Annotated in this window: 22 protein-coding genes; 13 read left to right on the forward strand and 9 right to left on the reverse strand. The window is 73.3% G+C overall.

Features of this window, described 5'->3' with window-relative positions; genetic code table 11:
* The first annotated feature begins 31 nt into the window (after nt 1-31).
* The 7 genes from leuA (at nt 32) to RDI86_RS07250 (ending at nt 6,574) form a co-directional block, all read left to right on the forward strand.
* Nucleotides 32-1,813 (forward strand): 2-isopropylmalate synthase, encoded by a 1,782-nt coding sequence (leuA, locus tag RDI86_RS07220; protein WP_043651760.1) that lies wholly within the window; start codon nt 32-34, stop codon nt 1,811-1,813.
* 120 nt (nt 1,814-1,933) lie between these two features.
* Entirely contained in the window at nt 1,934-3,055 is a 1,122-nt protein-coding gene (locus RDI86_RS07225; protein ID WP_308821041.1) for an FtsX-like permease family protein, read from the forward strand.
* Entirely contained in the window at nt 3,052-3,762 is a 711-nt protein-coding gene (locus tag RDI86_RS07230) for an ABC transporter ATP-binding protein (protein WP_076405535.1), read from the forward strand. The genes RDI86_RS07225 and RDI86_RS07230 overlap by 4 nt, the downstream gene beginning before the upstream one ends.
* Nucleotides 3,763-3,881: 119 nt before the next feature.
* Complete coding sequence (locus RDI86_RS07235) at nt 3,882-4,454, forward strand: TetR/AcrR family transcriptional regulator (protein ID WP_009862740.1); 573 nt, start codon at nt 3,882-3,884, stop codon at nt 4,452-4,454.
* A 54-nt stretch (nt 4,455-4,508) separates the two neighbouring features.
* Nucleotides 4,509-5,327 (forward strand): DNA repair protein RecO, encoded by an 819-nt coding sequence (gene recO, locus RDI86_RS07240; RefSeq protein ID WP_308821042.1) that lies wholly within the window; start codon nt 4,509-4,511, stop codon nt 5,325-5,327.
* Nucleotides 5,327-6,130 carry an isoprenyl transferase gene (locus tag RDI86_RS07245; RefSeq protein ID WP_061266733.1) on the forward strand — a complete coding sequence of 268 codons (804 nt, stop codon included), beginning with the start codon at nt 5,327-5,329 and terminating at the stop codon, nt 6,128-6,130. The genes recO and RDI86_RS07245 overlap by 1 nt, the downstream gene beginning before the upstream one ends.
* Nucleotides 6,131-6,199: 69 nt before the next feature.
* Complete coding sequence (locus RDI86_RS07250) at nt 6,200-6,574, forward strand: VOC family protein (protein WP_043651741.1); 375 nt, start codon at nt 6,200-6,202, stop codon at nt 6,572-6,574.
* 42 nt (nt 6,575-6,616) lie between these two features.
* On the opposite strand, the gene RDI86_RS07255 is transcribed toward RDI86_RS07250, so the two are convergent.
* Genes RDI86_RS07255 through RDI86_RS07280 form a run of 6 tightly spaced genes read right to left on the reverse strand, consistent with a single transcriptional unit; the run spans nt 6,617 to nt 11,122 of the window.
* Entirely contained in the window at nt 6,617-7,294 is a 678-nt protein-coding gene (locus tag RDI86_RS07255; RefSeq protein ID WP_308821043.1) for an alpha/beta hydrolase, read from the reverse strand.
* Between the two features lie 30 nt (nt 7,295-7,324).
* Nucleotides 7,325-7,933 carry a DedA family protein gene (locus RDI86_RS07260; RefSeq protein WP_076405531.1) on the reverse strand — a complete coding sequence of 203 codons (609 nt, stop codon included), beginning with the start codon at nt 7,931-7,933 and terminating at the stop codon, nt 7,325-7,327.
* Between the two features lie 3 nt (nt 7,934-7,936).
* Entirely contained in the window at nt 7,937-8,329 is a 393-nt protein-coding gene (locus RDI86_RS07265) for a Fur family transcriptional regulator (protein WP_009864106.1), read from the reverse strand.
* Entirely contained in the window at nt 8,326-9,294 is a 969-nt protein-coding gene (locus tag RDI86_RS07270) for a metal ABC transporter permease (protein WP_076405529.1), read from the reverse strand. Before RDI86_RS07270 ends, RDI86_RS07265 begins: the two co-directional genes overlap by 4 nt.
* A complete protein-coding gene (locus RDI86_RS07275; RefSeq protein ID WP_082774215.1) occupies nt 9,291-10,121 on the reverse strand; it encodes a metal ABC transporter ATP-binding protein in 831 nt (276 codons plus the stop codon). Before RDI86_RS07275 ends, RDI86_RS07270 begins: the two co-directional genes overlap by 4 nt.
* A complete protein-coding gene (locus RDI86_RS07280; protein ID WP_308821044.1) occupies nt 10,118-11,122 on the reverse strand; it encodes a metal ABC transporter substrate-binding protein in 1,005 nt (334 codons plus the stop codon). Before RDI86_RS07280 ends, RDI86_RS07275 begins: the two co-directional genes overlap by 4 nt.
* Nucleotides 11,123-11,277: 155 nt before the next feature.
* Here RDI86_RS07280 and RDI86_RS07285 point away from each other — a divergent pair, with 155 nt between their 5' ends.
* Nucleotides 11,278-12,681: a glycine--tRNA ligase gene (locus RDI86_RS07285; RefSeq protein WP_031316194.1), complete on the forward strand. Its 1,404-nt coding sequence runs from the start codon at nt 11,278-11,280 to the stop codon at nt 12,679-12,681.
* 111 nt (nt 12,682-12,792) lie between these two features.
* On the opposite strand, the gene RDI86_RS07290 is transcribed toward RDI86_RS07285, so the two are convergent.
* The gene (locus RDI86_RS07290) at nt 12,793-12,951 is read right to left on the reverse strand and encodes a hypothetical protein (protein ID WP_021483859.1); all 159 of its coding nucleotides are present in this window, start codon (nt 12,949-12,951) and stop codon (nt 12,793-12,795) included.
* Between the two features lie 117 nt (nt 12,952-13,068).
* Between RDI86_RS07290 and dusB the strand changes: the two genes are divergently transcribed.
* Entirely contained in the window at nt 13,069-14,304 is a 1,236-nt protein-coding gene (gene dusB, locus RDI86_RS07295; RefSeq protein ID WP_074809728.1) for a tRNA dihydrouridine synthase DusB, read from the forward strand.
* 75 nt (nt 14,305-14,379) lie between these two features.
* On the opposite strand, the gene RDI86_RS07300 is transcribed toward dusB, so the two are convergent.
* Together RDI86_RS07300 and RDI86_RS07305 are read right to left on the reverse strand one after the other, a co-directional pair.
* Nucleotides 14,380-16,233, reverse strand: coding sequence for a glycoside hydrolase family 13 protein (locus RDI86_RS07300; protein ID WP_168944391.1), 1,854 nt, complete (start codon nt 16,231-16,233; stop codon nt 14,380-14,382).
* 181 nt (nt 16,234-16,414) lie between these two features.
* A complete protein-coding gene (locus tag RDI86_RS07305) occupies nt 16,415-17,491 on the reverse strand; it encodes a LacI family DNA-binding transcriptional regulator (RefSeq protein WP_241005729.1) in 1,077 nt (358 codons plus the stop codon).
* A gap of 264 nt (nt 17,492-17,755) precedes the next feature.
* On the opposite strand from RDI86_RS07305, the gene RDI86_RS07310 reads away from it, so the two are divergent.
* The 4 genes from RDI86_RS07310 to RDI86_RS07325 all read left to right on the forward strand — a co-directional run bounded on the left by RDI86_RS07310 (nt 17,756) and on the right by RDI86_RS07325 (nt 23,546).
* Nucleotides 17,756-18,988: an extracellular solute-binding protein gene (locus RDI86_RS07310; RefSeq protein ID WP_021482604.1), complete on the forward strand. Its 1,233-nt coding sequence runs from the start codon at nt 17,756-17,758 to the stop codon at nt 18,986-18,988.
* Between the two features lie 152 nt (nt 18,989-19,140).
* Entirely contained in the window at nt 19,141-20,787 is a 1,647-nt protein-coding gene (locus RDI86_RS07315) for an ABC transporter permease subunit (RefSeq protein WP_308821046.1), read from the forward strand.
* Nucleotide 20,788: 1 nt separating this feature from the next.
* On the forward strand, nt 20,789-21,700 hold the full coding sequence (locus RDI86_RS07320) for a sugar ABC transporter permease (RefSeq protein ID WP_009864775.1): 912 nt from the start codon (nt 20,789-20,791) through the stop codon (nt 21,698-21,700).
* 4 nt (nt 21,701-21,704) lie between these two features.
* Nucleotides 21,705-23,546: a glycoside hydrolase family 13 protein gene (locus RDI86_RS07325; RefSeq protein ID WP_374990523.1), complete on the forward strand. Its 1,842-nt coding sequence runs from the start codon at nt 21,705-21,707 to the stop codon at nt 23,544-23,546.
* Nucleotides 23,547-23,551: the final 5 nt, after the last annotated feature.

The following is a 23,551-nucleotide window of genomic DNA, read 5'->3' on the forward strand; positions in this document are numbered from 1 at the left end:
CACCGATCAGGACGACCCCGAAGGACCGACGATGAATGCCTCCGCCCCCACCTCGACGCCCACCGCCGCGGACCCGAACCCGCAGCAGCCGTCGGGCATGCCGATCCACAAGTACCTGCCGTTCCACCGGCAGATCGACGTCTCCCTGCCCGACCGCACGTGGCCGGACAAGCGCATCGAGACCGCGCCCCGCTGGTGCGCCGTCGACCTGCGCGACGGGAACCAGGCCCTCATCGAGCCCATGAACGCGGAGCGCAAGCTGCGCATGTTCGAGCTGCTCGTCGCGATGGGCTACAAGGAGATCGAGGTCGGCTTCCCCTCGGCCTCGCAGACCGACTTCGACTTCGTGCGGATGCTCATCGAGGAGGACCGCATCCCGGACGACGTCGTCATCCAGGTCCTCACGCAGTCCCGCGAGCACCTCATCGCTCGCACGTACGAGGCGATCAAGGGCGCGAAGCAGGCGATCGTGCACCTCTACAACTCGACGTCCGTCCTGCAGCGCGAGGTCGTGTTCCGCTCGGACGAGGACGGCATCATCGCGATCGCCGTCGACGGCGCGCGGCTGTGCAAGAAGTTCGAGGAGACCGTCCCGGAGACGACGGTCTACTACGAGTACTCGCCCGAGTCGTACACCGGCACGGAGCTCGAGTTCGCGGCCCGCATCTGCAACGAGGTGCTCGAGGTCTTCGAGCCTCGCCCCGACCGCAAGGTGATCATCAACCTGCCCGCCACGGTCGAGATGGCGACGCCGAACGTCTACGCCGACTCGATCGAGTGGATGAACCGGCACCTGCACCACCGCGAGAACGTCGTGCTGTCGCTGCACCCGCACAACGACCGCGGCACGGCGGTCGCGGCCGCCGAGCTCGGCTACCAGGCGGGCGCGGACCGCATCGAGGGCTGCCTGTTCGGCAACGGCGAGCGCACCGGCAACGTCTGCCTCGTCACGCTGGGCATGAACCTGTTCAGCCAGGGCGTGGACCCGCAGATCGACTTCTCCGACATCGACCACGTGCGCCGCACGGTGGAGTACTGCAACCAGCTCGGCGTCCCCGAGCGGCACCCCTACGCGGGCGACCTGGTCTTCACGGCGTTCTCCGGCTCGCACCAGGACGCCATCAAGAAGGGCTTCGACGCGATGGCCGTCCGTGCGGAGGCGGAGGGTGCCACGGTGGACGACATCACGTGGGCCGTCCCGTACCTGCCGATCGACCCCAAGGACGTCGGCCGCTCGTACGAGGCCGTGATCCGCGTCAACTCGCAGTCCGGCAAGGGCGGCATCTCCTACCTGCTGAAGTCGGAGCGCCACCTCGACCTGCCGCGCCGTCTGCAGATCGAGTTCTCGCAGTCGGTGCAGCAGCACACCGACGCGCACGGCACGGAGGTCACGGGCGAGGACATCTGGCGCCTCTTCTCGGACGAGTACCTGCCCGTCGAGCCCGGTTCCGGCCTGGAGCCGTGGGGCCGGCTCAAGCTGCGCTCCACGCGCGCGTCGTCGAGCGAGGACGGCCCCGACACCCTGAGCGTCGACGTCCTCGACCGCGGCGAGGAGCTGACGCTCGAGGGCACGGGCAACGGCCCGGTCGCTGCGTTCGTCGACGCGATCGCGCAGGTGGGGGTCGACGTCCGCGTCCTGGACTACGCGGAGCACGCGCTCTCGGAGGGCGGGGACGCCACGGCCGCGGCGTACGTGGAGTGCCAGGTGGGCGACGACGTCCTGTGGGGCGTGGGGATCGACCCGTCGATCACGACCGCCTCGCTCAAGGCCATCGTGTCCGCCGTGAACCGTGCGGAGCGTGCCCAGGGCTGACCGCCCTCCCGCCGATCTCGCCGACGGCCCGGACGACCTCGTCGTCCGGGCCGTCGGCGTTTTGTCGACACCATGTTGGTAAGATGCCGACGCACTGTCGACAAAATTGGAAGGCTTCTCATGTTCCTCGCGTTGCGCGAGCTCGTCTTCGCGCGCACCCGCTTCCTGCTCATGGGCGGTGTCGTCGCGCTGGTCGCGGTCCTCGTCGTCCTCCTCTCCGGGCTGTCCGCCGGCCTCGTCAACGACGGCGTCTCCGGCCTCAAGCGCACGCCCGTCACCGACTTCGCCTTCGCCGAGGGCACCGGGACGGACGCCGCGTTCACGCGCTCCGTCATCGAGACGGACCAGGTCGGCACCATGGCCGAGCAGCCGGGCGTGCTCGAGGCCGCCCCGTACGGCCTGCTCCTGGCGAACGCGCACCAGGAGGACGGCTCGCCCGTCGACCTCACCCTCGTGGGCGTCGAGCCCGGATCGTTCGTGGCCCCGGCCGCGATGGCGGAGGGCGACGCCGTCGGGGCGGCGGACGGCATCGTCGTCTCGGCGACCGCCGCCGAGGACGGCCTCGCCATCGGCGACACCGTGGATCTCGCGCGCCCGGAGCGCACGCTCACGGTCGTGGGCGTCCTCGAGGACCAGCACACGTTCGGCCACGTCGACATCGCCTACCTCCCGCTCGGCACGTGGCAGGAGCTCCTCGCCGGGGCCGAGCAGCCGGGAGCCGACGTGCCGGACGTCGCGACCGCCGTCGCGCTGCGCACCGATCCCGGGTCGTTCGACCGCGAGGCCGCCGACGCGGCGTCGGGCACGGTGACGCGCACGCTCACCGAGTCCTTCGACGCCTCGCCCGGGTACGCGGCCGAGACCGCGACCCTCCTGCTCATCCAGGTGTTCCTCTACGCCATCTCGGCGCTCGTGGTCGGGGCGTTCTTCACCGTGTGGGTCATCCAGCGCCGGCACGAGATCGCCGTGATGCGCGCCATGGGGGCACGGCGCCGCTTCCTGCTCGCCGACTCCCTCGGCCAGGCCGCCGTGCTCCTGCTCGCCTCGATCGGCGTGGGCTTCGCCCTCGGTGTCGCGGCGGGCGCGGGCCTCGGCGCGTCGCCGATGCCGTTCGCGCTCCAGGCCCCCGACCTCGTGCTGGCCGGCGTCCTGCTCTTCGTCCTCGGCATGGCCGGAGCGGCCGTCGCCGTCGCGCGCGTCACCTCCGTCGACCCCCTGACCGCCCTGGGAGGGCAGCGATGAGCACCACCACCCCCGCCACGCCCGTGCTCGAGATCGACCGGGTCACCGTCCGCCACGGCGACGGCGACACCACGGTCGTCGCGCTCGACGAGGTCAGCCTGAGCGTCGCCGCGGGCGAGCTCGTCGGTGTCGTCGGGCCCTCGGGCTCCGGCAAGTCGAGCCTGCTCGCCGTCGCCGGTGCGCTCACGGCGCCGGACTCCGGGACCGTCCGTCTCGAAGGGGTCGACCTCGGCGCGACGAGCGACCGCGAGCGGGCCCGGCTGCGGCGCGAGCGCATCGGCTTCGTCTTCCAGTCCGGCAACCTCCTCCCGGCGCTCACGAGCGTCGACCAGCTCCGGCTCGCGCTGCGGGTCGCCGGGATCGACGAGCGCGACCCCCGTGCCCGCGACCCCCGCGAGCTGCTGGGCTCGGTGTCCATGAGCCACCGTGCCGACCGGCGCCCGGACCAGCTCTCGGGCGGCGAGCGGCAGCGCGTGGGGATCGCCCGCGCGCTCGTCGCGAGCCCCGCGCTGCTCCTCGTCGACGAGCCGACGGCGGCGCTCGACCGGGCCCGCAGCCACGAGGTCGTGAGCCTGCTGGCCCGCGAGGTCGAGGCCTACGGCGCCGCGGCGCTCATGGTCACGCACGACCACGACGTGCTCGAGCACTGCCACCGGGTCGTCGAGATGGTCGACGGGCGGCTCGGGCTGCCCGCGGTGGCCGGCTGACGTCGGCGGGCGGCCCCGGAGGGCCGCCCGACCGCCCCCGGTCGGGCATGATGGTCCGGCCGGGGGCCGTCGCGCTCCCGGGGGAGCGCTCCGCAGACGCTCCGGGAAGGAGGACCCTCGTGCCCAAGATCGCCGCCCCGACGGTGGCCGAGCACCGCGCGGCGCAGCTCCGGACCCTGCTCGACGCCGCGCGCGACCTCATCCGCGAGGACGGCAGCGGGCTCACGCTCGCGGCGGTCGCGGCGCGGGCCGGGCTCGCCCGGTCGAGCGTCTACCAGTACTTCCGGTCGCGGGAGGAGCTGCTCGACGCGGTCGTCGCCGACGTCGTGCCGCGGTGGTCCGCGCGCATCACCGCCGCGGTGGCCACCGCGGCGTCCCCGGAGGACGCGATCGTCGCCTACGCGCGCGAGAACCTGCTCCTCGTGGCCGAGGGCGAGCACGCCGTCGTCGCCGCGCTGCGCGCCGAGGCGGGCCGCGAGGCGCTCGCCCAGCAGAGCGCCGCGATGCACGCGACGATCCTCGTGCCGCTCGTCGAGGCCCTGGAGCAGCTCGGCGTCCCGGACGCCGCGCGCTCCGCGGAGCTCGTCAATGCCGTGGTGCTCGCCGCGGCCCGCCAGGTCGAGTCCGGCGAGGACGCGGGCACGACGCTCGCCCGGGTCCGCGCGGTCCTCGGGTGCCTCGCGCCCGCGTGACCGCCGTCGGCGGGTGGTGCGCGCCGTGTCGGCGGCGTGACGGACAATAGGGGCGTGGTGCTGTACCGAGACGACGCGATCGTGCTGCGCGCCCAGAAGCTGGGCGAGGCGGACCGCATCGTCACCCTCCTGACGCGCGAGCACGGGAAGGTGCGCGCCGTCGGCAAGGGCGTGCGCCGCACGTCGTCCCGGTTCGGCGCGCGGCTCGAGCCGTTCATGCTCGTGGACGTCCAGCTCTACGCGGGCCGGTCGCTGGACACGGTGACGCAGGCGGAGACGATCGGCCCGTACGCGCGCCGGATCTGCGAGGACTACGGCCTGTACACGGCGGGCGCCGCGATGCTCGAGACCGCGGAGCGCCTCGTCGCCGACGAGCGCGAGCCCGCCGTGCAGCAGTACTGGCTGCTCGCGGGCGCGCTGCGGGCGCTCTCGGAGCACGCGCACGCGCCGGGGCTCGTGCTCGACTCCTACCTCCTGCGCGCGCTCGCCGTCGCGGGCTGGGCGCCGTCGTTCGTCGACTGCGCGCGGTGCGGCGAGCCGGGCCCGCACCACGCGTTCGCCGTCGCGCAGGGCGGGGCCGTGTGCTCGCGCTGCCGCCCGCCGGGCTCGACGGCGCCCGCGCCCCAGACCTTCGCCCTGCTCGCCGCGCTGCTCGCGGGGGAGTGGGACGCGGCCGACGCGTCGGACGCCCGGCACCGCAAGGAAGCGAGCGGCCTCGTGGCCGCGTACAGCCAATACCACCTGGAGAGAACGTTGCGATCACTGCGCATGGTGGAGCGGGACTCTCCCGCCCCGCACGTCCCCGCCGTCCCGCACGCCGACGAGGCCGCCGCCTCCGCGGACCCGCGCGCCGGTGCCGGGGCGGACGCCTGATGGCGCGGCGCACGTACCAGCCGCCGTTCCCGCACCCCAGCGGTGCGCGGCCCCCGGCGATCCCGGCGCAGTTCGTGCCGAACCACGTCGCGGTCGTCATGGACGGCAACGGCCGCTGGGCCAACGCGCGCGGGCTGCCGCGCACCGCGGGCCACGAGGCCGGCGAGGCGGCGCTGCTCGACGTCGTCGCGGGCGCCATCGAGATCGGCGTCAAGCACGTGTCGGCGTACGCGTTCTCGACCGAGAACTGGAAGCGCTCGCCCGACGAGGTCCGCTTCCTCATGGGCTTCAACCGCGACGTGATCCGGCGTCGCCGCGACGAGATGGACTCGTGGGGCGTGCGCGTGCGGTGGGCGGGGCGTCGTCCGCGGCTCTGGGCGTCCGTGATCAAGGAGCTCGAGGTCGCGGAGGAGCAGACGAAGCAGAACGACGTCTGCACGCTCACGATGTGCGTCAACTACGGGGGGCGCGCCGAGATCGCCGACGCCGCGGCCGCCATCGCGCGCGAGGTCGCCGCCGGGCGGATCGACCCGCGCAAGGTCACGGAGCGGACCGTCCAGCAGCACCTCGACGAGCCCGACCTGCCGGACGTGGACCTGTTCCTGCGCAGCTCGGGCGAGCAGCGCACGTCGAACTTCATGCTGTGGCAGGCCGCGTACGCGGAGCTCGTGTTCCTCCCGGAGCCCTGGCCCGACGTGGACCGCCGCTCGCTGTGGCGCGCCGTCGAGGAGTACGCGCGCCGCGACCGCCGCTACGGCGGTGCGGTCGACGCGGTGGGCGGGACGGCGGGCGGCCCGGCCTGACGTCGCGCGCGGAGCAGCGCGTGCCTTGTCGCCGGGACGCCGTGGGAGGCGGCCGGTAGCGTGCGCGGCATGACTCTGAGCATCGGCATGGTGACCGTCGACTCCACCGACCCGCGGCCGCTCGCCCAGTGGTGGGCGCGCCGCCTCGGCGGGCGGCTCGTCGACGAGGCGGACGGGTGGTTTCTCGAGGTCGTGCCCGCCGAGGGGGTGACGGCTCCGGTCCTCGGGTTCCAGCGCGTCGAGGACCCGACGCCCGGCAAGAACCGGCTGCACCTCGACCTCGGCACGTCCGACCGCGAGGCGGACGTCGCGGCGCTCGTGGCGGACGGTGCGACGCTCGTCGGGGAGCACACCATCCCCGGGTACCGCTGGGCGGTGCTGGCCGACCCGCAGGGCAACCAGTTCTGCGTCGGCGCGCCCGAGGAGCCGACGAGCGTCGGTTGAGGCGCGCGGTCGTCCCGTCGGGCGTCCCGTCGGGTCGGCCCGTCAGCGAGCCAGCGCGTCGAGCCGGGCGGCGAGCTCGGCCGGGCGGCTGAGCGCCACGAGGTGGCCGCCCGGCATCGTCTCGACCTCGGCACCGAGCCGCTCGCGCGCGACGGCGCGTTGGAACGGCGGCGGGAAGAGGCGGTCGTCGTCGCCCTGCAGCACGACCGTGGGCACGGCCGGCCAGGCGCGGGCGGGCCACGGCTCGGCGAAGGACCGCTCGGACGGCTGCCGGTCGCTGCGCTGCACGACGACCGCGACCGGGTCCGGCACGTCGTGGAAGAAGTCGTCCACGGGGTCGAACGGGCCCAGGCCCGTGGCGGCACGACGCGCGGCGTGGTCCGTCGCCCGCCACCAGTCGCCCCCGCTCTCGCCCGGTCGCGGGATCATCGGGTTGAGCAGCACGAGCAGGCGGACCGCCTCGCGCTCGCACACGAGCGGCCCGACGTACGCGCCCATGGACTGGGCGACGACGACGAGGTCGTCCCGCTCGGCGGGGGCCGTCGCCCGGCGCAGCGTCGTCACCGCGGCGTCGGTGAGGTCCGCCCAGTCGTGGCCCTCGTCGTGCTGGGGGAGGTCGACGGCGACCGGCCGGTGGCCGAGCCGGTCGAGCTCCGGGACGAGCAGGTCCCAGTACGCGGGGTCGCCGCCGGCGCCGGGCAGCAGGAGGAACGTCGTCATGGAGGTTCGGACGGTCCGGGACGCGTCATCTCATCGGTCGGTGTGCGGCGCGTCCTCGTCGCGAGGGAGCGTCGCCTGCCCGTCCAGCGCGGGGACGTCCCCGGCGGGCGCGCCGGTCGGCACGACCGCGGCGTCGGCGCCCGCCCGGGCGGCCCGACGGCGGGCCATGAGGACCACCGCCACGACGACCACGACGACGATCGCGACGAGCACCGCGACGCCCGTCGGCGAGCCCGTCGCGGCGGCGAACGCGGCGGTCCACACCGCCCACCCGACGGTCGCGTAGATCGTCGCGTGCACCGCGCACCCGAGGATCATGGCCGCGAGGTAGCGCCCGAACGGCATGCGCACGACGCCCGCGGCGGCGTTGATCACGGTCTTCGTCCCGGTCGCGAGGAACGACGCGGGCACCGCGAGCACGCCCCACCGCCGCACGGTCTCGATCCCGCGTGCGGCCGACCGTCCGGACAGCCAGGCGTGGACGCGCGCGACCCACGGCTTGACGGGGCGTGTGCGGTCGAGCGTCCACGTCGTGACGAGGCGCGCGATCCAGTAGGTCGCCTGCGTCCGCACGAACGCGATCGCGAAGAAGAAGGCGAAGAGCGCGGCGAACGGGGCGCCGTCCAGCGCGTCGGGCACCGCTCAGTCCTGGACGGCGGTGGCCCGCGCGCAGCCCGCGCACGTGCCGAACAGCTCGATGGTGTGCTGGATGTCGACGAACCCGTGCGAGGTGCCGACCTGGTTGGCCCAGGCCTCGACCGTCGGGCCGTCGATCTCGACGGTCCGCCCGCACGCCCGGCACACGAGGTGGTGGTGGTGCTCGCGGCGCTCGCACCGGCGGTAGAGGTTCTCGCCCTCCTCGGTGCGCAGCACGTCCACGTCGCCGCCGTCCGCGAGGCTCTGCAGCGTGCGGTAGACGGTGGCGAGCCCCACGTTGTCGCCGCGCGTGCGCAGGATCTCGTGGAGCTGCTGGGCGCTGCGGAAGTCCTCCAGGTCCTCCAGCGCGTCCGAGACGGCGGCGCGCTGGCGGGTCATGCGCTGCACGGGTCACCTCCGGTGGTGCGGTGGGTCGACCCCGAGGGTACGAGGTCGAGCTCGACGTCGTCGGGGATGTCCGGGTGCGGGTCCCGCGCGACGCGCGGCCGCCGTCGGACCCACAGGGGTCGCAGCGCGGCGACGACGAGGTACGTCGCGATCGCGAGGACGACGATCGTCGCACCCGGCGAGACGTTGTTCCAGTACGTGAAGGACAGCCCGACGACGCACACGACCACCCCGACGACCGACGCGACGAGCATCGTGCGGCGGAACGAGCGCGTGACGAGCTGGGCGACCGCGACGGGCACGATCATGAGGGCGCTGACGAGCAGCAGCCCGACGACCCGCATCGACACGGTCACGGTGAGCGCGGCGACGACGGCGACCGCGATGTTCAGCGTGCGCACGGGCAGGCCGGACGCGCGCGCGAACTCCTCGTCGTGGCTCACCGAGAACAGCGCGGCCCGCAGGCCGACACCGACGAGCAGGATCACCGCGCTGAGGACGACCGTGAGGACGAGGTCCGACGACGTCACCGTCGAGATCGAGCCGAACAGGTACTGCATGAGGCTGCCCGACGAGCCGCCCGCGAGGCCGATGAGCAGGACGCCGCCCGCGATGCCGCCGTAGAACAGCAGCGCGAGCGCGAGGTCACCGCTCGTGCGGCCCCGCTCGCGCACGAGCTCGATCGCGACCGCGCCGAGCACCGCCGCGACGACCGCGCCGGGGATCGCGAGCGCGTCGTTCGGCACGACGCCCATCGCGGCGCCGACGAGCCACCCGAGCGCGACGCCCGTGAGCGCGACGTGCCCGATGCCGTCGCCGAGCAGCGAGAGCTTGCGCTGCACGAGGTACGTGCCGACGACGGGGGCGCTGACGCCGACGAGCAGCGCCGCGAGGAGGGCGCGCTGCATGAGCGGGTCGGTGAGCAGCAGGGAGATCTCGGAGAACAGGGTGGTCATGAGGCCGTCCTGGGTGCGTGGCCTGCGGAGAGGTCGGGGTTCAGGGTGTCGGTGAGGCCCGTCTCCGGGCCCGCGGGACGGTTGTCGCCGTCGACGGGCTCGTGCGGGTGCAGGTGCTGGTGCGTCGCGCCCGCGTGCGTGGACGACGCGCGGGGCGGTGCGCCGTCGTGCACGACGCGCCCGTGGCGCAGGACGACCGCGCGCTCGACGAGCGGGGCGAGCGCCCCGAGCTCGTGGAGCACCACGAGGACCGTGAGGCCGTCGCCCACGAGGCGCGTCATCGTCGCGGCGAACGCCTCCTGGCTCGGCTTGTCGACGCCCGCGACGGGCTCGTCGAGCACGAGCAGGTCGGGCCGGCGGACGAGGGCGCGCGCGATGAGCACGCGCTGCTGCTGCCCGCCCGAGAGCTCGGCCGTCGAGTCGTCGGCGCGGTCCGCGAGGCCCACGAGCTCGAGCGCCTCGACCGTGCGGTCGCGCCACCCGCGCGGGAGCCGGAGGCGGCCGCCGCCGAGGAGCCCGGACGCGACGACCTCCGACGCGGTGGACGGCATGCCCGAGGGCGCGCTCACGCGTTGCGGCACGTAGCCGAGCCGCCGCCACGGCAGCCGCGGGCCGAGCGGCGCGCCGAACAGGTCGACGGAGCCGCGGGAGAGCGGCACGATCCCGACGAGCGCGCGGACCAGCGTCGACTTGCCCGAGCCGTTCGCGCCGAGGAGCGAGACGACCTCGCCCGCGCGGACCGAGAGGTCGATGCCGCGCAGGATCTCGCTCCCGCCGAGGGTCACGTGGACGTCGCGCGCGGCGATCAGCTCCGGTGCGTCCGTCATGCGCACGCGAGGCCGGACGTGAGCGCCTCGAGGTTGGACTCCATGACCTCACGGTAGTCCGTCGCGCCCTCCGCGAGGCTCTCGAGCGGGTCGAGCAGAGCGGTCCGGACGCCGAGGTCGTCGGCGAGCGTCTGGGTCACCTTCGGGCTGACGAGCGTCTCGAAGAAGAGCGTGGTCACGCCGTTCTCCCGGACGACCTCGCCGACCTCGCGCAGGCGAGCAGGCGAGGGCTCCGCCTCGGGGTCGATCCCGGAGATCCCGACCTGGTGCAGGTCGTAGCGCTCGGCGAGGTAGCCGAAGGCCTCGTGCGAGGTGACGAGCGTCGCGCCCGCGCACGGGGCGAGCGCCTCGGCGAACTCGGCGTCCAGGTCGTCGAGGTCCGCGGTGAGGGCGGCGGCACCGGCCGCGTAGTCGTCGGCGTGGTCGGGGTCGATCGCGGAGAGCTCGTCGGCGACGGCGTCGCCCACGGCGGCCAGGCGTGTCGGGTCGAGCCAGAAGTGCGGGTCCGTGGGGCCGTGGTCGTGGCCGTCGCCGGACTCGTCCGCGTGCTCGGCGTGCTCCTCCGCGGTCTCGTCGGCGTGCTCCCCCTCGCCGCCGGGGTGCTCCTCGAGCCCGGCCGACGCCGCGGCGTCGACCACGTGCTCGGGGGCGCGCTGCTCGATCCCCTCGTCGACCGCGGGCTGGAACCCCGAGAGGTAGACGACGAGGTCGGCGTCGCCGATCGAGCGGACCTGCGCGGGCGCGAGCTCGAGGTCGTGCGGCTCGGCCGCGGGCGGCGTGAGGTTCGCGACGTCGACGTGCTCCCCGCCGACCTGCTCGACGACGTACTGGAGCGGGTAGAACGACGCGAGCACCTGGAGCCGGCCGTCGTCGCTGCCGCCTCCTCCCGAGCCGCCGTCCCCGGGGGAGTCGCCGAGGGAGCAGGACGCGACGAGCGCGGCCGTGGCGAGGGCGGCGGTGGTGGCGAGGGCGCGACGGCGCCGGGCGGGGGAGCGGTGCATGACCACCAGTGTCCGCCTTCTTGAGAATGAATGTCAAAACCGTTCCCGGTGAGCCGGGTCACGGCCGGGTACGCTGGTCGGTCGGCGCCCGTGCGGGCGTCGCCCACCCGTCCAGCCCCCACGAGCCACGTGCGGGGCCGTGAGCACCAGGAGTGATGTCCGTGGCCGCAGCGCCCTCACCCACCGCCCGTCTCGACGCCGTCGTCTCCCTCGCCAAGCGGCGCGGGTTCGTCTTCCCCTCGGGCGAGATCTACGGCGGCACCCGCTCCGCGTGGGACTACGGGCCCCTGGGCACCGAGCTCAAGGAGAACATCAAGAAGCAGTGGTGGCGCGCGATGGTCACGAGCCGCGACGACGTCGTGGGCCTCGACTCGTCCGTGATCCTGCCACGCCAGGTCTGGGTCGCGTCGGGCCACGTGGGCGTCTTCACCGACCCGCTGACGGAGTGCCTGCACTGCCACAAGCGGTTCCGCGAGGACCAGATGATCGAGGAGTTCGAGGAGAAGAAGGGCCGCGCGCCCGAGGGCGGCCTCGCCGAGATCGTCTGCCCGAACTGCGGCACGCGCGGGCAGTGGACCGAGCCGCGCGACTTCAACATGATGCTCAAGACGTACCTCGGCCCCGTCGAGGACGAGTCGGGCCTGCACTACCTGCGCCCCGAGACGGCGCAGGGCATCTTCGTGAACTTCGCCAACGTCATGGGGGCGAGCCGCAAGAAGCCACCGTTCGGCATCGGCCAGATCGGCAAGTCGTTCCGCAACGAGATCACGCCCGGCAACTTCATCTTCCGCACGCGCGAGTTCGAGCAGATGGAGATGGAGTTCTTCGTCGAGCCCGGCACGGACGCCGAGTGGCACCAGTACTGGATCGACACGCGCACCGACTGGTACGTGGACCTCGGCATCCAGCGCGACAACCTGCGCCTGTACGAGCACCCGCAGGAGAAGCTCTCGCACTACTCGACCCGCACGGTCGACATCGAGTACCGCTTCGGCTTCTCCGGCTCGGAGTGGGGCGAGCTCGAGGGCATCGCGAACCGCACCGACTTCGACCTCAAGACGCACGCCGAGCACTCCGGCAAGGATCTGTCGTACTTCGACCAGACGAAGAACGAGCGCTGGGTGCCCTACGTCATCGAGCCGGCCGCGGGTCTCACGCGCTCGCTCATGGCGTTCCTCGTCGAGGCGTACACCGAGGACGAGGCGCCGAACGCGAAGGGCGGCGTGGACACGCGCACGGTCCTGCGCCTCGACCACCGCCTCGCGCCGGTCAAGGCCGCCGTGCTCCCGCTGAGCCGCAACGAGCAGCTCTCGCCCAAGGCGAAGGACCTCGCGACGGAGCTCCGCAAGTACTGGAACGTCGACTTCGACGACGCCGGCGCCATCGGCCGCCGGTACCGCCGCCAGGACGAGATCGGCACGCCGTTCTGCATCACGGTCGACTTCGACACGCTCGACGACCAGGCCGTGACGATCCGCCACCGCGACTCGATGAGCCAGGAGCGCGTCGCGCTCGACAAGGTCACCGAGTACCTCGCCGGGCACCTGCTCGGCGCCTGACGCGTCACCGGCCCGGCGCACCGGCGCCGGGCACGCAGGAGGGGCGGGACCGTGCGGTCCCGCCCCTCCTGTCGCGTCTCGTCGGGACGCGTCGCCCCCAGCGGCCTCGCGCTAGCGGGCCGCCCCCTTAGCCCTGTTGAGCAGGCCGATCACCAGGCTCACGACGAGCACGATGATGCCGATCCAGATGAGGATCTTCGCGGCCTCGATGGCGACGCCGAGGATGAGGAGCACGGCGCCGACGATGACCAGGATGAGCCAGAGAGGCATGTCGTCCCTTTCGTCCGTGTCCGGCCTGGATTGCCGGACCTCCTCAACACTGCCACGACCGCACGCTGCTCGCTCGTCGAAACGGGGCTCGTCGTGCAGCGGGAGCCGGGTGGGACAATGGAGCGCGTGACTGCACCCGCTCCTGCCCTCAGCACGACGACCGACCGCCCCGACCCGGGGACCGGTCCGCTCGTGGCGCCGCTGCGGATCGGCCCGATCGTCGTCCGGACGCCGGTGGTCCTCGCCCCGATGGCGGGCGTCACGAACCGCGCGTTCCGCACGCTGTGCCGCGAGGCCGGCGCGTCCGGCGGCGACGACCCCGGCCTCTACGTCGCCGAGATGGTCACGAGCCGCGCGCTCGTCGAGCGCAACCCCGAGGCGCTGCGCATCGTGACGTTCGGCGCGGACGAGACGCCGCGGTCCGCGCAGGTGTACGGCGTGGACCCCGCGACCGTCCGCGAGGCGGTGCGCATCATCGTCGCCGAGGACCGCGCCGACCACGTCGACCTGAACTTCGGCTGCCCGGTGCCCAAGGTCACGCGCAAGGGCGGGGGAGCGGCGCTGCCCTGGAAGCGCGACCTGTTCACCGCGATCGTGCAGGGCGCGGTCGAGGCCGCCCGCCCGTACGGGGTCCCCGTCACCGTGAAGATGCGCAAGGGCATCGACGACGACCACCTCACCTACCTCGAGGCCGGCCGCATCGCGGAGGGTCTGGGCGTCGCCGCCGTCGCGCTGCACGCGCGCACCGCCGCCGAGCACTACTCCGGCACGGCTGACTGGTCCGCGATCGCGCGTCTCAAGGAGGCCGTCACGAGCGTGCCGGTGCTCGGCAACGGCGACATCTGGTCGGCCGAGGACGCCGTGCGCATGGTGCGCGAGACCGGGTGCGACGGCGTCGTCGTCGGGCGCGGCTGCCAGGGCCGGCCGTGGCTGTTCGCCGACCTCGCCGCGGCGTTCGCGGGCCGCCCGGAGCGCGTGCGCCCCGGGCTGCGCGAGGTGGCGGGCACGATCTACCGCCACGGCGAGCTCATGATCGAGTACTTCGACGGCGACGAGGGCAAGGGCATGCGCGACCTGCGCAAGCACATGGCCTGGTACCTCAAGGGCTACGCGGTGGGCGGCGACGCGCGCCGCGCGCTCGCGATGGTCTCGACGCTCGCCGAGCTGCGCGCGCTGCTCGACGACCTCGACCAGGACGCGCCCTACCCCGGCGAGGCCGCCGAGGGTCAGCGCGGCCGGGCCGGGTCGCCCAAGACGCCCCACCTGCCGTACGGCTGGCTCGACTCGCGCGAGCTCGACGCCGAGCACGAGGAGCGCCTGCGGGAGGCCGAGCTGAGCGTCTCCGGCGGCTGAGCGCCGCCTCCTCTGCCGGCCGCCCCGGCGCGGCCCTGCGCCGACGGGACGCAGAGCACGACGCGACGGCGTCGGTCAGTGCGCGCGCAGCCAGACGGTCGTGTCCGACGGGACGCGGACCTGCGGGTCCGCGGAGCGGTCGGTCACGACCGGGCCGGAGGCCACGAGGACCTCCGTGCCGTGCGGCAGCACGACGGGCTCGGCGCCCAGGTTGGCGAGCACGACGACGTCGCGGTTGCGGAAGGCGACGACGTCCGCCGAGCCGGCGAACTCCTCGACCCACGCGAGCGTGCCCGCGCCCAGGCGCTCCGCGCGACGCGTGGCGAGGGCCGTGCGGTACGTCTCGTAGGTCGAGCCCTCGACGCCGCGCTGGACGTCCGCGGCGTAGCGGCCGTACGACTCCGGCTGGGGGAGCCAGGTCTTGCCGGACGGCCCGAACCCGAAGCCCTCGGCGTCGGCGCGCCACGGGAGGGGGATGCGGCAGCCGTCGCGGCCCGCCTCGGCGCCCTGGGTGCGGAAGAACGCCGGGTCCTCACGGACGTCGTCGGGCAGGGCGGTGTGCTCGGGGAGGCCGAGCTCCTCGCCCTGGTAGAGGTACGACGACCCGGGCAGGCCGAGCATGAGCAGCGACGCGGCGCGCGCGCGGCGCAGGCCGAGCTCCTCGTCGGGCTGCGGGTCGTGGGCGAAGATGCCGTTGGGGCGCAGGCCCGGGTCGGCCAGGCCGAGGCGCGACGCGTGGCGCACGACGTCGTGGTTCGACAGGACCCACGTCGTGGGCGCGCCGACCTCGTCGTTCGCGTGCAGCGACGCCGCGATCACGGTGCGCAGCGGCGCGGCGTCCCAGCCGGTGGTGAGGAACGAGAAGTTGAACGCCTGGTGCATCTCGTCCGGGCGGACGTAGCGCGCGAGGCGCGAGAGCGGCTCGACCCACGCCTCGGCGACGAGCGCACGGTCGCCGTCGTACTCGGCGAGGACGCGGTGCCACGCACGGTAGATCTCGTGGACGCCGTCCTGGTCGAACATCGGGCCGGAGTTCCCGGCGCCCGTCGAGCCGTCCTCGGGGGCGCCCGGGTCGGTGCCGTCCTCGCCGTCGGCGGCCTCGGTGCCCTCGACCATCGAGACGGTGCCGTCCCAGTCGGGCAGGCCGTCTGCCTTGATCATGCCGTGCGCGACGTCGACGCGGAACCCGTCCACGCCCTTGTCGAGCCAGAAGCGCAGGACCTGCTCGAACTCCTCGCGGACCTCCGGGTTGTCCCACGCGAGGTCGGGCTGGGTCGAGTCGAAGAGGTGCAGGTACCACTGCCCGGGCGTCTCGCCCTCGGCGCCGGTCACGGGGCGGGCGTTCGCACCGGCCGTGACGCGGGTCCACGCGGGACCGCCGAAGATCGACTGCCAGTTGTTCGGGGGCAGCTCGCCGTGCTCGCCCTCGCCCTCGCGGAAGATGTACCGCGCGCGCTCCGGCGAGCCCTCGGGCGACGCGAGCGCCGCCTGGAACCAGGCGTGCTGGTCCGACGTGTGGTTCGGGACGAGGTCGACGACGATCCGGATGCCGCGCGCGTGCGCCTGGGCGAGGAGCTCGTCGAAGTCCGCGAGCGTGCCGAACAGCGGGTCCACGTCGCGGTAGTCCGCGACGTCGTAGCCCGCGTCCTTCTGGGGCGAGCGGTAGAACGGGCTCAGCCAGACGGCGTCGACCCCGAGCTCGGCGAGGTGGTCGAGCTTCGAGGTGATGCCGGGCAGGTCCCCGACTCCGTCGCCGTCTCCGTCCGCGAAGGAGCGCGGGTACACCTGGTAGATGACGGCGTCGCGCCACCACTCGGGGGCCTCGCCCGGCCCGGTGTGCACGAGCGCCCCCGTGCTGAAGGGCGCCGGGGCGGTGGCCAGCCCGGTGCTGGTCGCGGCGGCGGTCGGCGTCGAATCGATACGAGTCATCGAGCTGTCGGTCCTCACGTACGTGGTGCTGGGGTTTTCAGGGGATCTTCCGGTGGTGGTCACTCGGCTGGCGGAGCGGGGTGTCGCCGACCCTCCGTCGAGTGTAAGCGCTTGCGGTGCGGTGCCGACGAGGGGTCGGCGGACGCCCGCAGCGAGGTGCGTGGACTTCCCGGCGCCGGTCTCAGGCGGTCGGCGAGCCCGCCGCGGCGACCGTGCTCGCGTCCGTCGCGGACGCCGCGCGGGCCGGGGCGGCCCCGGTCGAGTCGCGGACGATGAGCTCCGGCTGGAAGAGGAGCTCGGTCCGCGGTGCCCGCTCGCCCGCGATCTCCGTGAGGAGCGCGCTCACGGCGGCGTGCGCCATGGCGCTCACGGGCTGGCGCACCGTGGTGAGCGGCGGGTCGGTGAAGGCGATGAGGGGCGAGTCGTCGTAGCCGAGCACCGAGACGTCCTGCGGCACGCGCAGCCCGCGCGAGCGCGCCGCGCGGATGGCGCCGAGCGCCATGAGGTCGGAGCCGCAGACGATCGCGGTGTGGCCCGAGTCGATGAGCTCGCCGCCCGCGGCCTGGCCGCCCTCGACGGTGTAGAGCGTCACGACGACGTGCTGGGCCGCCTCCGCCTCGTCGGCGACGAGACCGTGCCGCACGAGCGACTCGGCGAAGCTCGCGAGCTTGCGCTGCGCGGGGACGAAGCGGTCGGGGCCGATCGCGAGGCCGACGCTGCGGTGCCCGAGCGAGACGAGGTGCCGCACCGAGAGCTCGACGCTCGCGACGTCGTCGGGCGAGACGAACGGGGCGTCGATGCCCTCGGCGAAGCCGTTGACCAGGACGATCGGGATCCCCCTGCTGCGCAGCCGCTCGTAGCGCTCGTGGCTCGCCTGGGTGTCCGCGTGCAGGCCGGAGACGAAGACGATGCCGTCGACCGCGTGGTCCATGAGCATGTCGACGTAGTCGTCCTCCGTGGTCCCGCCCGGCGACTGCGTGCACAGCAGCGGCGTGTACCCGTGCTCGGACAGGAGCGACTCGATCGTCTGGGCGAACGCGGGGAAGACGGGGTTCGTCAGCTCCGGGACGACGAGGCCGACGAGGCCGGCGGAGCGGGTGCGCAGCGTCGACGGTCGCTCGTAGCCCAGCACGTCGAGCGCGGCGAGCACCGCCTGGCGGGTCTCGCTCGCGACGCCGGGCTTGCCGTTGAGGACGCGCGAGACCGTCGCCGTGGAGACGCCTGCCTGGGCGGCGAGATCACTGAGACGGGTACGCACATGGGGCAGCGTAGGGGACACCGGACCTCCTCGTCCTGGTCGTCCGGTCGGCGAGCCGCGATCCCCTGTGCGGAGGCGCGCGGACCCGTCGGCCGGAGGAGGCGGGTGGGCGCCGGTCGACGCCCTGCAAAGCGTTGCATGAAAGTTACCGCAACGACTTGCACCTGTGCCACCTCCCGCTCTACCGTCGTGCCCATCAGGGTCCGGCGCCGGTGCCAACGCCGGAGCGGGCCGCCCATCACGACACGCTTGGAGTGACCACTGATGCGACGGAGCATCCTTCTTGCCGCCGCGCTGACCACGACGCTGGCGCTGACCGCCTGCTCGTCCGGCGGCTCGGGCGACGAGACCACCGACGAGCCGAGCGCCGAGGGTTCGTCCGCCGGTGGCTCGCTGACCGTCTGGGTCGACGAGACCCGTCAGGACGCCGTGACCGCGGCGGCCGAGTCGTTCGAGACCGAGACGGGCACGACGGTCGACGTCGTGCTCAAGAACTTCGAGGACATCCGGGCGGACTTCCTCGCCCAGGTCCCGACGGGCGAGGGCCCTGACATCACCGTCGGCGCCCACGACTGGCTGGGCGAGCTCACCACGAACGGCGTCGTGGCGCCGCTCGAGCTGGGCGACAAGGCGGCCGAGTTCGAGGACGTCTCCATCGAGGCGTTCACGCAGGACGGCCAGGTCTACGGCCTGCCCTACGCGATCGAGAACATCGCCCTCATCCGCAACACGGCGCTCGCGCCGACCGCCCCCGCCACGTGGGACGAGGCCGTGGCCGCGGGCCAGGCCGCCGGGACGCAGTTCCCGATCCTGGTCCAGTCGGACGGCGACAAGGGTGACCCGTACACCCACTACCCGTTCCAGACGTCGTTCGGCGCCCCCGTCTTCGCGCAGAACGAGGACGGCAGCTACTCGTCCGAGCTCGCGATGGGCGGCCCCGAGGGCCAGGCGTTCGCGCAGTGGCTCGGCGCCCAGGGTGCGGCCGGCGTGCTCAGCCAGGACACGACCTACGACATCGCCGTCGAGGCGTTCAAGAACGGCCAGTCGCCGTTCATCGTCGGCGGTCCGTGGATGATCGACTCGTTCGAGGGCCTCGACCTGTCGATCGACCCGATCCCCACCGCGGGCGGCCAGCCCGCGCAGCCGTTCGTCGGCGTCCAGGGCTTCTACCTGAGCGCGGAGAGCGACAACGCGATCGTCGCGAACGACTTCCTCGTGAACTTCCTGTCCACCGAGGACGCGCAGCTCGCGCTGTACGAGGCGGGCAACCGTCCGCCGGCGCTGACCGCCGCCGCCGACACCGCCGCCGCGGACGACCCGATCGTCGCGGGCTTCCGCGCCGTGGGCGCCGAGGCCGTGCCGATGCCGTCGATCCCCGAGATGGCTTCCGTGTGGAGCTTCTGGGGCGTCACCGAGGCGGCGATCGTCGCCGGTGCCGACCCGGTCTCGAGCTGGGACAAGATGATCGCCGACATCCAGGGCGCGATCGACTCCTGATCCGGGTGCAGCCCGCCGTCGCGGTGCGCAGGGCTCCTGCGCACCGCGACGGCGCGTCCCGACCTCCGGCCCCGGAACGGGCCGCGACGCAGCACGACGACACTCCAGAAGACGCAGCACCCCGCGCGTCCGACGACCTCGGAGGCACCACGATGTCCGCCCCTCAGACCACGGCCGGCGACGAGCGCGTCGGCACCTCCGGAGCCGACGGCCCGCCGCCGCGCGGCGAGCGCCGCCTGCGGCCGCGCGACGCCTCGCACGCGCGCGACTACGGGCCCGGGTTCTTCGTCAAGCTCGCCCTCATGGCGGTCGTGGACGCGCTCGGCGTGTACGTGGTCTGGTCGGCGTGGACGGCGGGCTCGTACGGCATCCTCGCCGCGACGCTCGTGCTGCTCGTCGCGGCGAACTGGGTGTACTTCTCGAAGCGGTCCCTGCCGCTGAAGTACATCCTGCCCGGCCTAATCTTCCTGCTCGTCTACCAGATCTTCGTCGTCGGGTACACGGGCTACGTGGCGTTCACCAACTACGGGACGGGCCACAACTCGACGAAGGAGCAGGCGGTCTCCGCGCTGCTCATCCAGAACGAGCGCCGGGTCGAGGGCTCGGCGTCGTCCGCGCTGACCGTCGTGGAGGACGGCGACGCGCTCGGGTTCGCGGTCGTCACCGACGACGGCGAGGTCGAGGCCGGCACGGCCGACCGGCCGCTGTCCGTCGTCGACGGCGCGACCGTCGAGGACGGCCGCGCGACCGAGGTTCCCGGGTACACGGTCGTGCCGCGCGACCAGGTGCTGCAGCGCCAGGCCGAGGTGACCGAGCTGCGCGTCCCCGTCTCGGACGACCCCGAGGACGGCTCGATCCGCACCACCGACGCCCGTACCGGCTACGTGTACACGTCCGCCCTCGAGTGGGACGCGGCGGCGGACACGATGACCGACACCACGACGGGTACGGTCTACACGCCGAACGACGAGGGCCAGTTCCAGGCGCCCGACGGCTCGACCCTCGCGGTCGGGTGGCGCGTCCCGGTCGGGTTCGACAACTTCGTCACCGCGTTCTCGGACGCCCGCTACGCGCAGCCGTTCGTGAAGATCCTGCTGTGGACGTTCGTGTTCGCGATCGGCTCGGTCGCCACGACGTTCCTGCTCGGCCTGTTCCTCGCGATCGTCTTCAACGACACCCGGATGCGCGGTCGCAAGGTCTACCGGACGCTCATGATCCTGCCGTACGCGATCCCGGGCTTCCTCGCGGCGCTGCTGTGGTCCGGGCTGCTCAACACGCGGTTCGGGTTCATCAACGAGGTGATCCTGAACGGCGCGCACATCCCGTGGCTCACCGACCCCTGGCTCGCGAAGCTGTCCGTGCTGGGCGTGAACCTGTGGCTGGGCTTCCCCTACATGTTCCTCATCTGCACGGGCGCGCTGCAGTCCCTGCCGTCCGACGTCATGGAGGCCGCGAAGATCGACGGCGCGGGCCGCTGGACCACGTGGCGCGCGATCACGCTGCCGCTGCTGCTCATCTCGACCGCGCCGCTGCTCATCTCGTCGTTCGCCTTCAACTTCAACAACTTCACCCTGATCTACATGCTCACCGGGGGCGGGCCACGCTTCGCCGACGCGTCCGTGCCGCTCGGCCACACGGACATCCTCATCTCGATGGTGTACTCGATCTCCGGCGTCGACGGCTCGGCGCAGAAGGACTTCGGGCTCGCGAGCGCCCTGTCGATCGTCATCTTCGTCATCGTGGGGACGATCTCGGCCATCGCCTTCCGCAGCACGCGCAAGTTCGAGGAGATCAGCTGACATGGCGACCACCCAGGCACCCCCCGTCGTCGGCGGCACCGCCGTCCCGGCGTCCCGGAACCGCATGCGCCCGGGGCGCTGGTTCTCCGAGCTGGGCTGGCGGCACGTCGTCGGCGTGATCGCCGTCGTCTACGCCGCGTTCCCGCTCGTGTACGTCCTGTCGGCGTCGCTGTCGGAGAACGGGACGCTCACCGGCTCCAATTCGCTCTTCTCCGACGTGAGCACCGCGAACTACGCCCAGCTCGGCACCACGATGTTCTGGACGTGGATGGGCAACACGCTCGTCATCGCGGTCGCGACGTCGGTCGGCACCGTGCTCATGGGCGCGGCAGCGGCGTACGCGTTCTCGCGGTTCCGCTTCAGCGGCCGGCGCGCCGGCCTCACGTCCCTGCTGATCATCCAGATGTTCCCGCAGATGCTCGCGTTCGTCGCGATCTTCCTGCTGCTCATCTCGCTCGGGAACGTCGTGCCGGTCCTCGGCCTCAACAGCAAGATCGCGCTCGTCGCGGTGTACCTCGGCGGGGCCCTGGGCGTGAACACGTTCCTCATGTACGGGTTCTTCAACACCGTGCCGCGCGAGCTCGACGAGGCCGCGAAGATCGACGGCGCGACCCACACGCAGATCTACTGGACGATCATCCTGCGCCTCGTCGCGCCGATCCTCGCCGTCGTCGCGCTGCTGTCGTTCATCAGCACGTTCGGCGAGTTCATCATCGCGCGCATCGTGCTGTCGTCCGAGAGCAACTGGACCCTCGCGGTCGGGCTGTACGGGTGGGTGTCGTCGCTCAAGGAGGCCAACTGGGGCCTCTTCACGGCCGGTGCCGTCATCTCGGCGCTGCCCGTGCTCGCCCTGTTCCTCTACCTGCAGAAGTACATCGTGGGCGGCCTCACGGCCGGCTCCGTGAAGGGCTGACCGCGTGCACGACGTCGCCACCACCGTCCCGCACCACGACGGCTCGGCGCTGTACGTCCCCGAGGGCGTCCCCGCCCTCGGGGACACGGTCCCGGTCCGCGTGCGCGTGCCCCGGTCGGCCGGCGTGCGCGACGTGTGGCTGCGCACCGTGCGCGACGGCGAGCCGCGCCTCGCGCCGGCGCGCCTCGACCGCTCGGACGAGCACGAGGACTGGTACGTCGCCGAGGTGCTCGTGCACAACCCGGTGACCGGGTACCGGTTCTTCCTCGACGAGGGCGAGCGCGGCTACCGCTGGCTCAACGGCCGCGGGGTGTGGGACCGCGACGTGCCCGACGCCGCGGACTTCCGCCTCACCGTCCACGAGGGCGCGCCCGCGTGGATGCGCGACGGCGTCGTGTACCAGGTCTTCCCCGACCGGTTCGCGCGCTCGGCCGGGGCCGACGGGCGTCCGCTCCCGGAGTGGGCCGTCCCCGCGGCCTGGGACGACGAGCCGCACGGCGCAGGGCCCGACGTCGGCACGCAGTATTACGGGGGCGACCTCGCCGGGGTCGAGGAGCGGCTCGACCACGTCGTGGCGCTCGGCGTCACGACGCTCTACACGACGCCCGTCTTCCCGGGGCGCTCCAACCACCGCTACGACGCGAGCACGTTCGACCACGTCGACCCGCTGCTCGGCGGCGACGCGGCGTACGCGTCGCTGATCCGCGCCGCGCACGCGCGCGGGCTGCGCGTCATGGGCGACCTCACGACGAACCACACGGGCGCCGGGCACGAGTGGTTCGCGCGGGCGCTCGCCGACCCCGGCGCGCCGGAGCGCGACTTCTACTACTGGACCGACGGCGAGCCCGGGTACGTGGGCTGGCTCGAGCACGCGTCGCTGCCGAAGCTGTCGTACGGCTCGGCCGAGCTCGGGGCGCGCATGATCGACGGACCCGGGTCCGTCGTCGGGCGCTACCTGCGCGAGCCGTTCGGTCTCGACGGGTGGCGCATCGACGTCGCCAACATGACGGGGCGCTTCGGCGCCGAGGACCGCACGCTCGACGTCGCGCGGCGCCTGCGCACGACGATGCGGGGCGTGAACCCGGAGGCCGCCCTCGTCGCCGAGCACTTCCACGACGCCTCCGGTGACCTCGCGGGCGACGGCTGGCACGCGAACATGAACTACTCGGCGTTCACGCGCCCGGCGTGTACCTGGCTGTCTCCCGCGCACTCGCCCGTGCCCTACCTCGGGCTGCCCGTGCGCACGCCGCGACGGGCCGGGCCGGCCGTCGTGGAGACGATGCGCGAGTTCGACGCCGTCCTGCCGTGGCGCGTGACCGCGTCGCAGTGGAACATGCTCGGCTCGCACGACACCCCGCGGCTGCGCTCGATCGTCGGCTCGCGCGAGATGGTCGAGGTCGCGGCGACGCTCCTGCTCACCTACCCGGGGACGCCCGTCGTCTTCGCGGGGGACGAGGTGGGGCTCACGGGCCTCAACGGGGAGCACGCGCGCGCGACCATGCCGTGGGACGACGCGGACTCGGGCCACGGGCGCTGGGACGGCGCGACGTTCGACCTGTACCGGGCGCTGATCGCGGTGCGCCGCGGCTCGGACGCGCTGCGCCGCGGCGGCCTGCGCTGGGTGCACGTCGCCGACGACGCGCTCGTCTACCTCCGGGAGACGCCCGAGGAGCGCGTCCTCGTCGCGCTCGCGCGCGCGTCGTGGGGCGGCGTCACGCTGCACCCCGCGCTCGTGGGACGTGGGGAGCCCGAACGGCTGCACGGCGCGCTGACCCTGACGACGCACGACGGCGGCGCCCGGCTCGCGGGCGACGGCCCGGCCGTCGGGGTGTGGCGCCTGCCCTAGACATC

Source organism: Cellulosimicrobium sp. XJ-DQ-B-000 (assembly GCF_031119065.1).
Lineage (GTDB): Bacteria > Actinomycetota > Actinomycetes > Actinomycetales > Cellulomonadaceae > Cellulosimicrobium > Cellulosimicrobium funkei.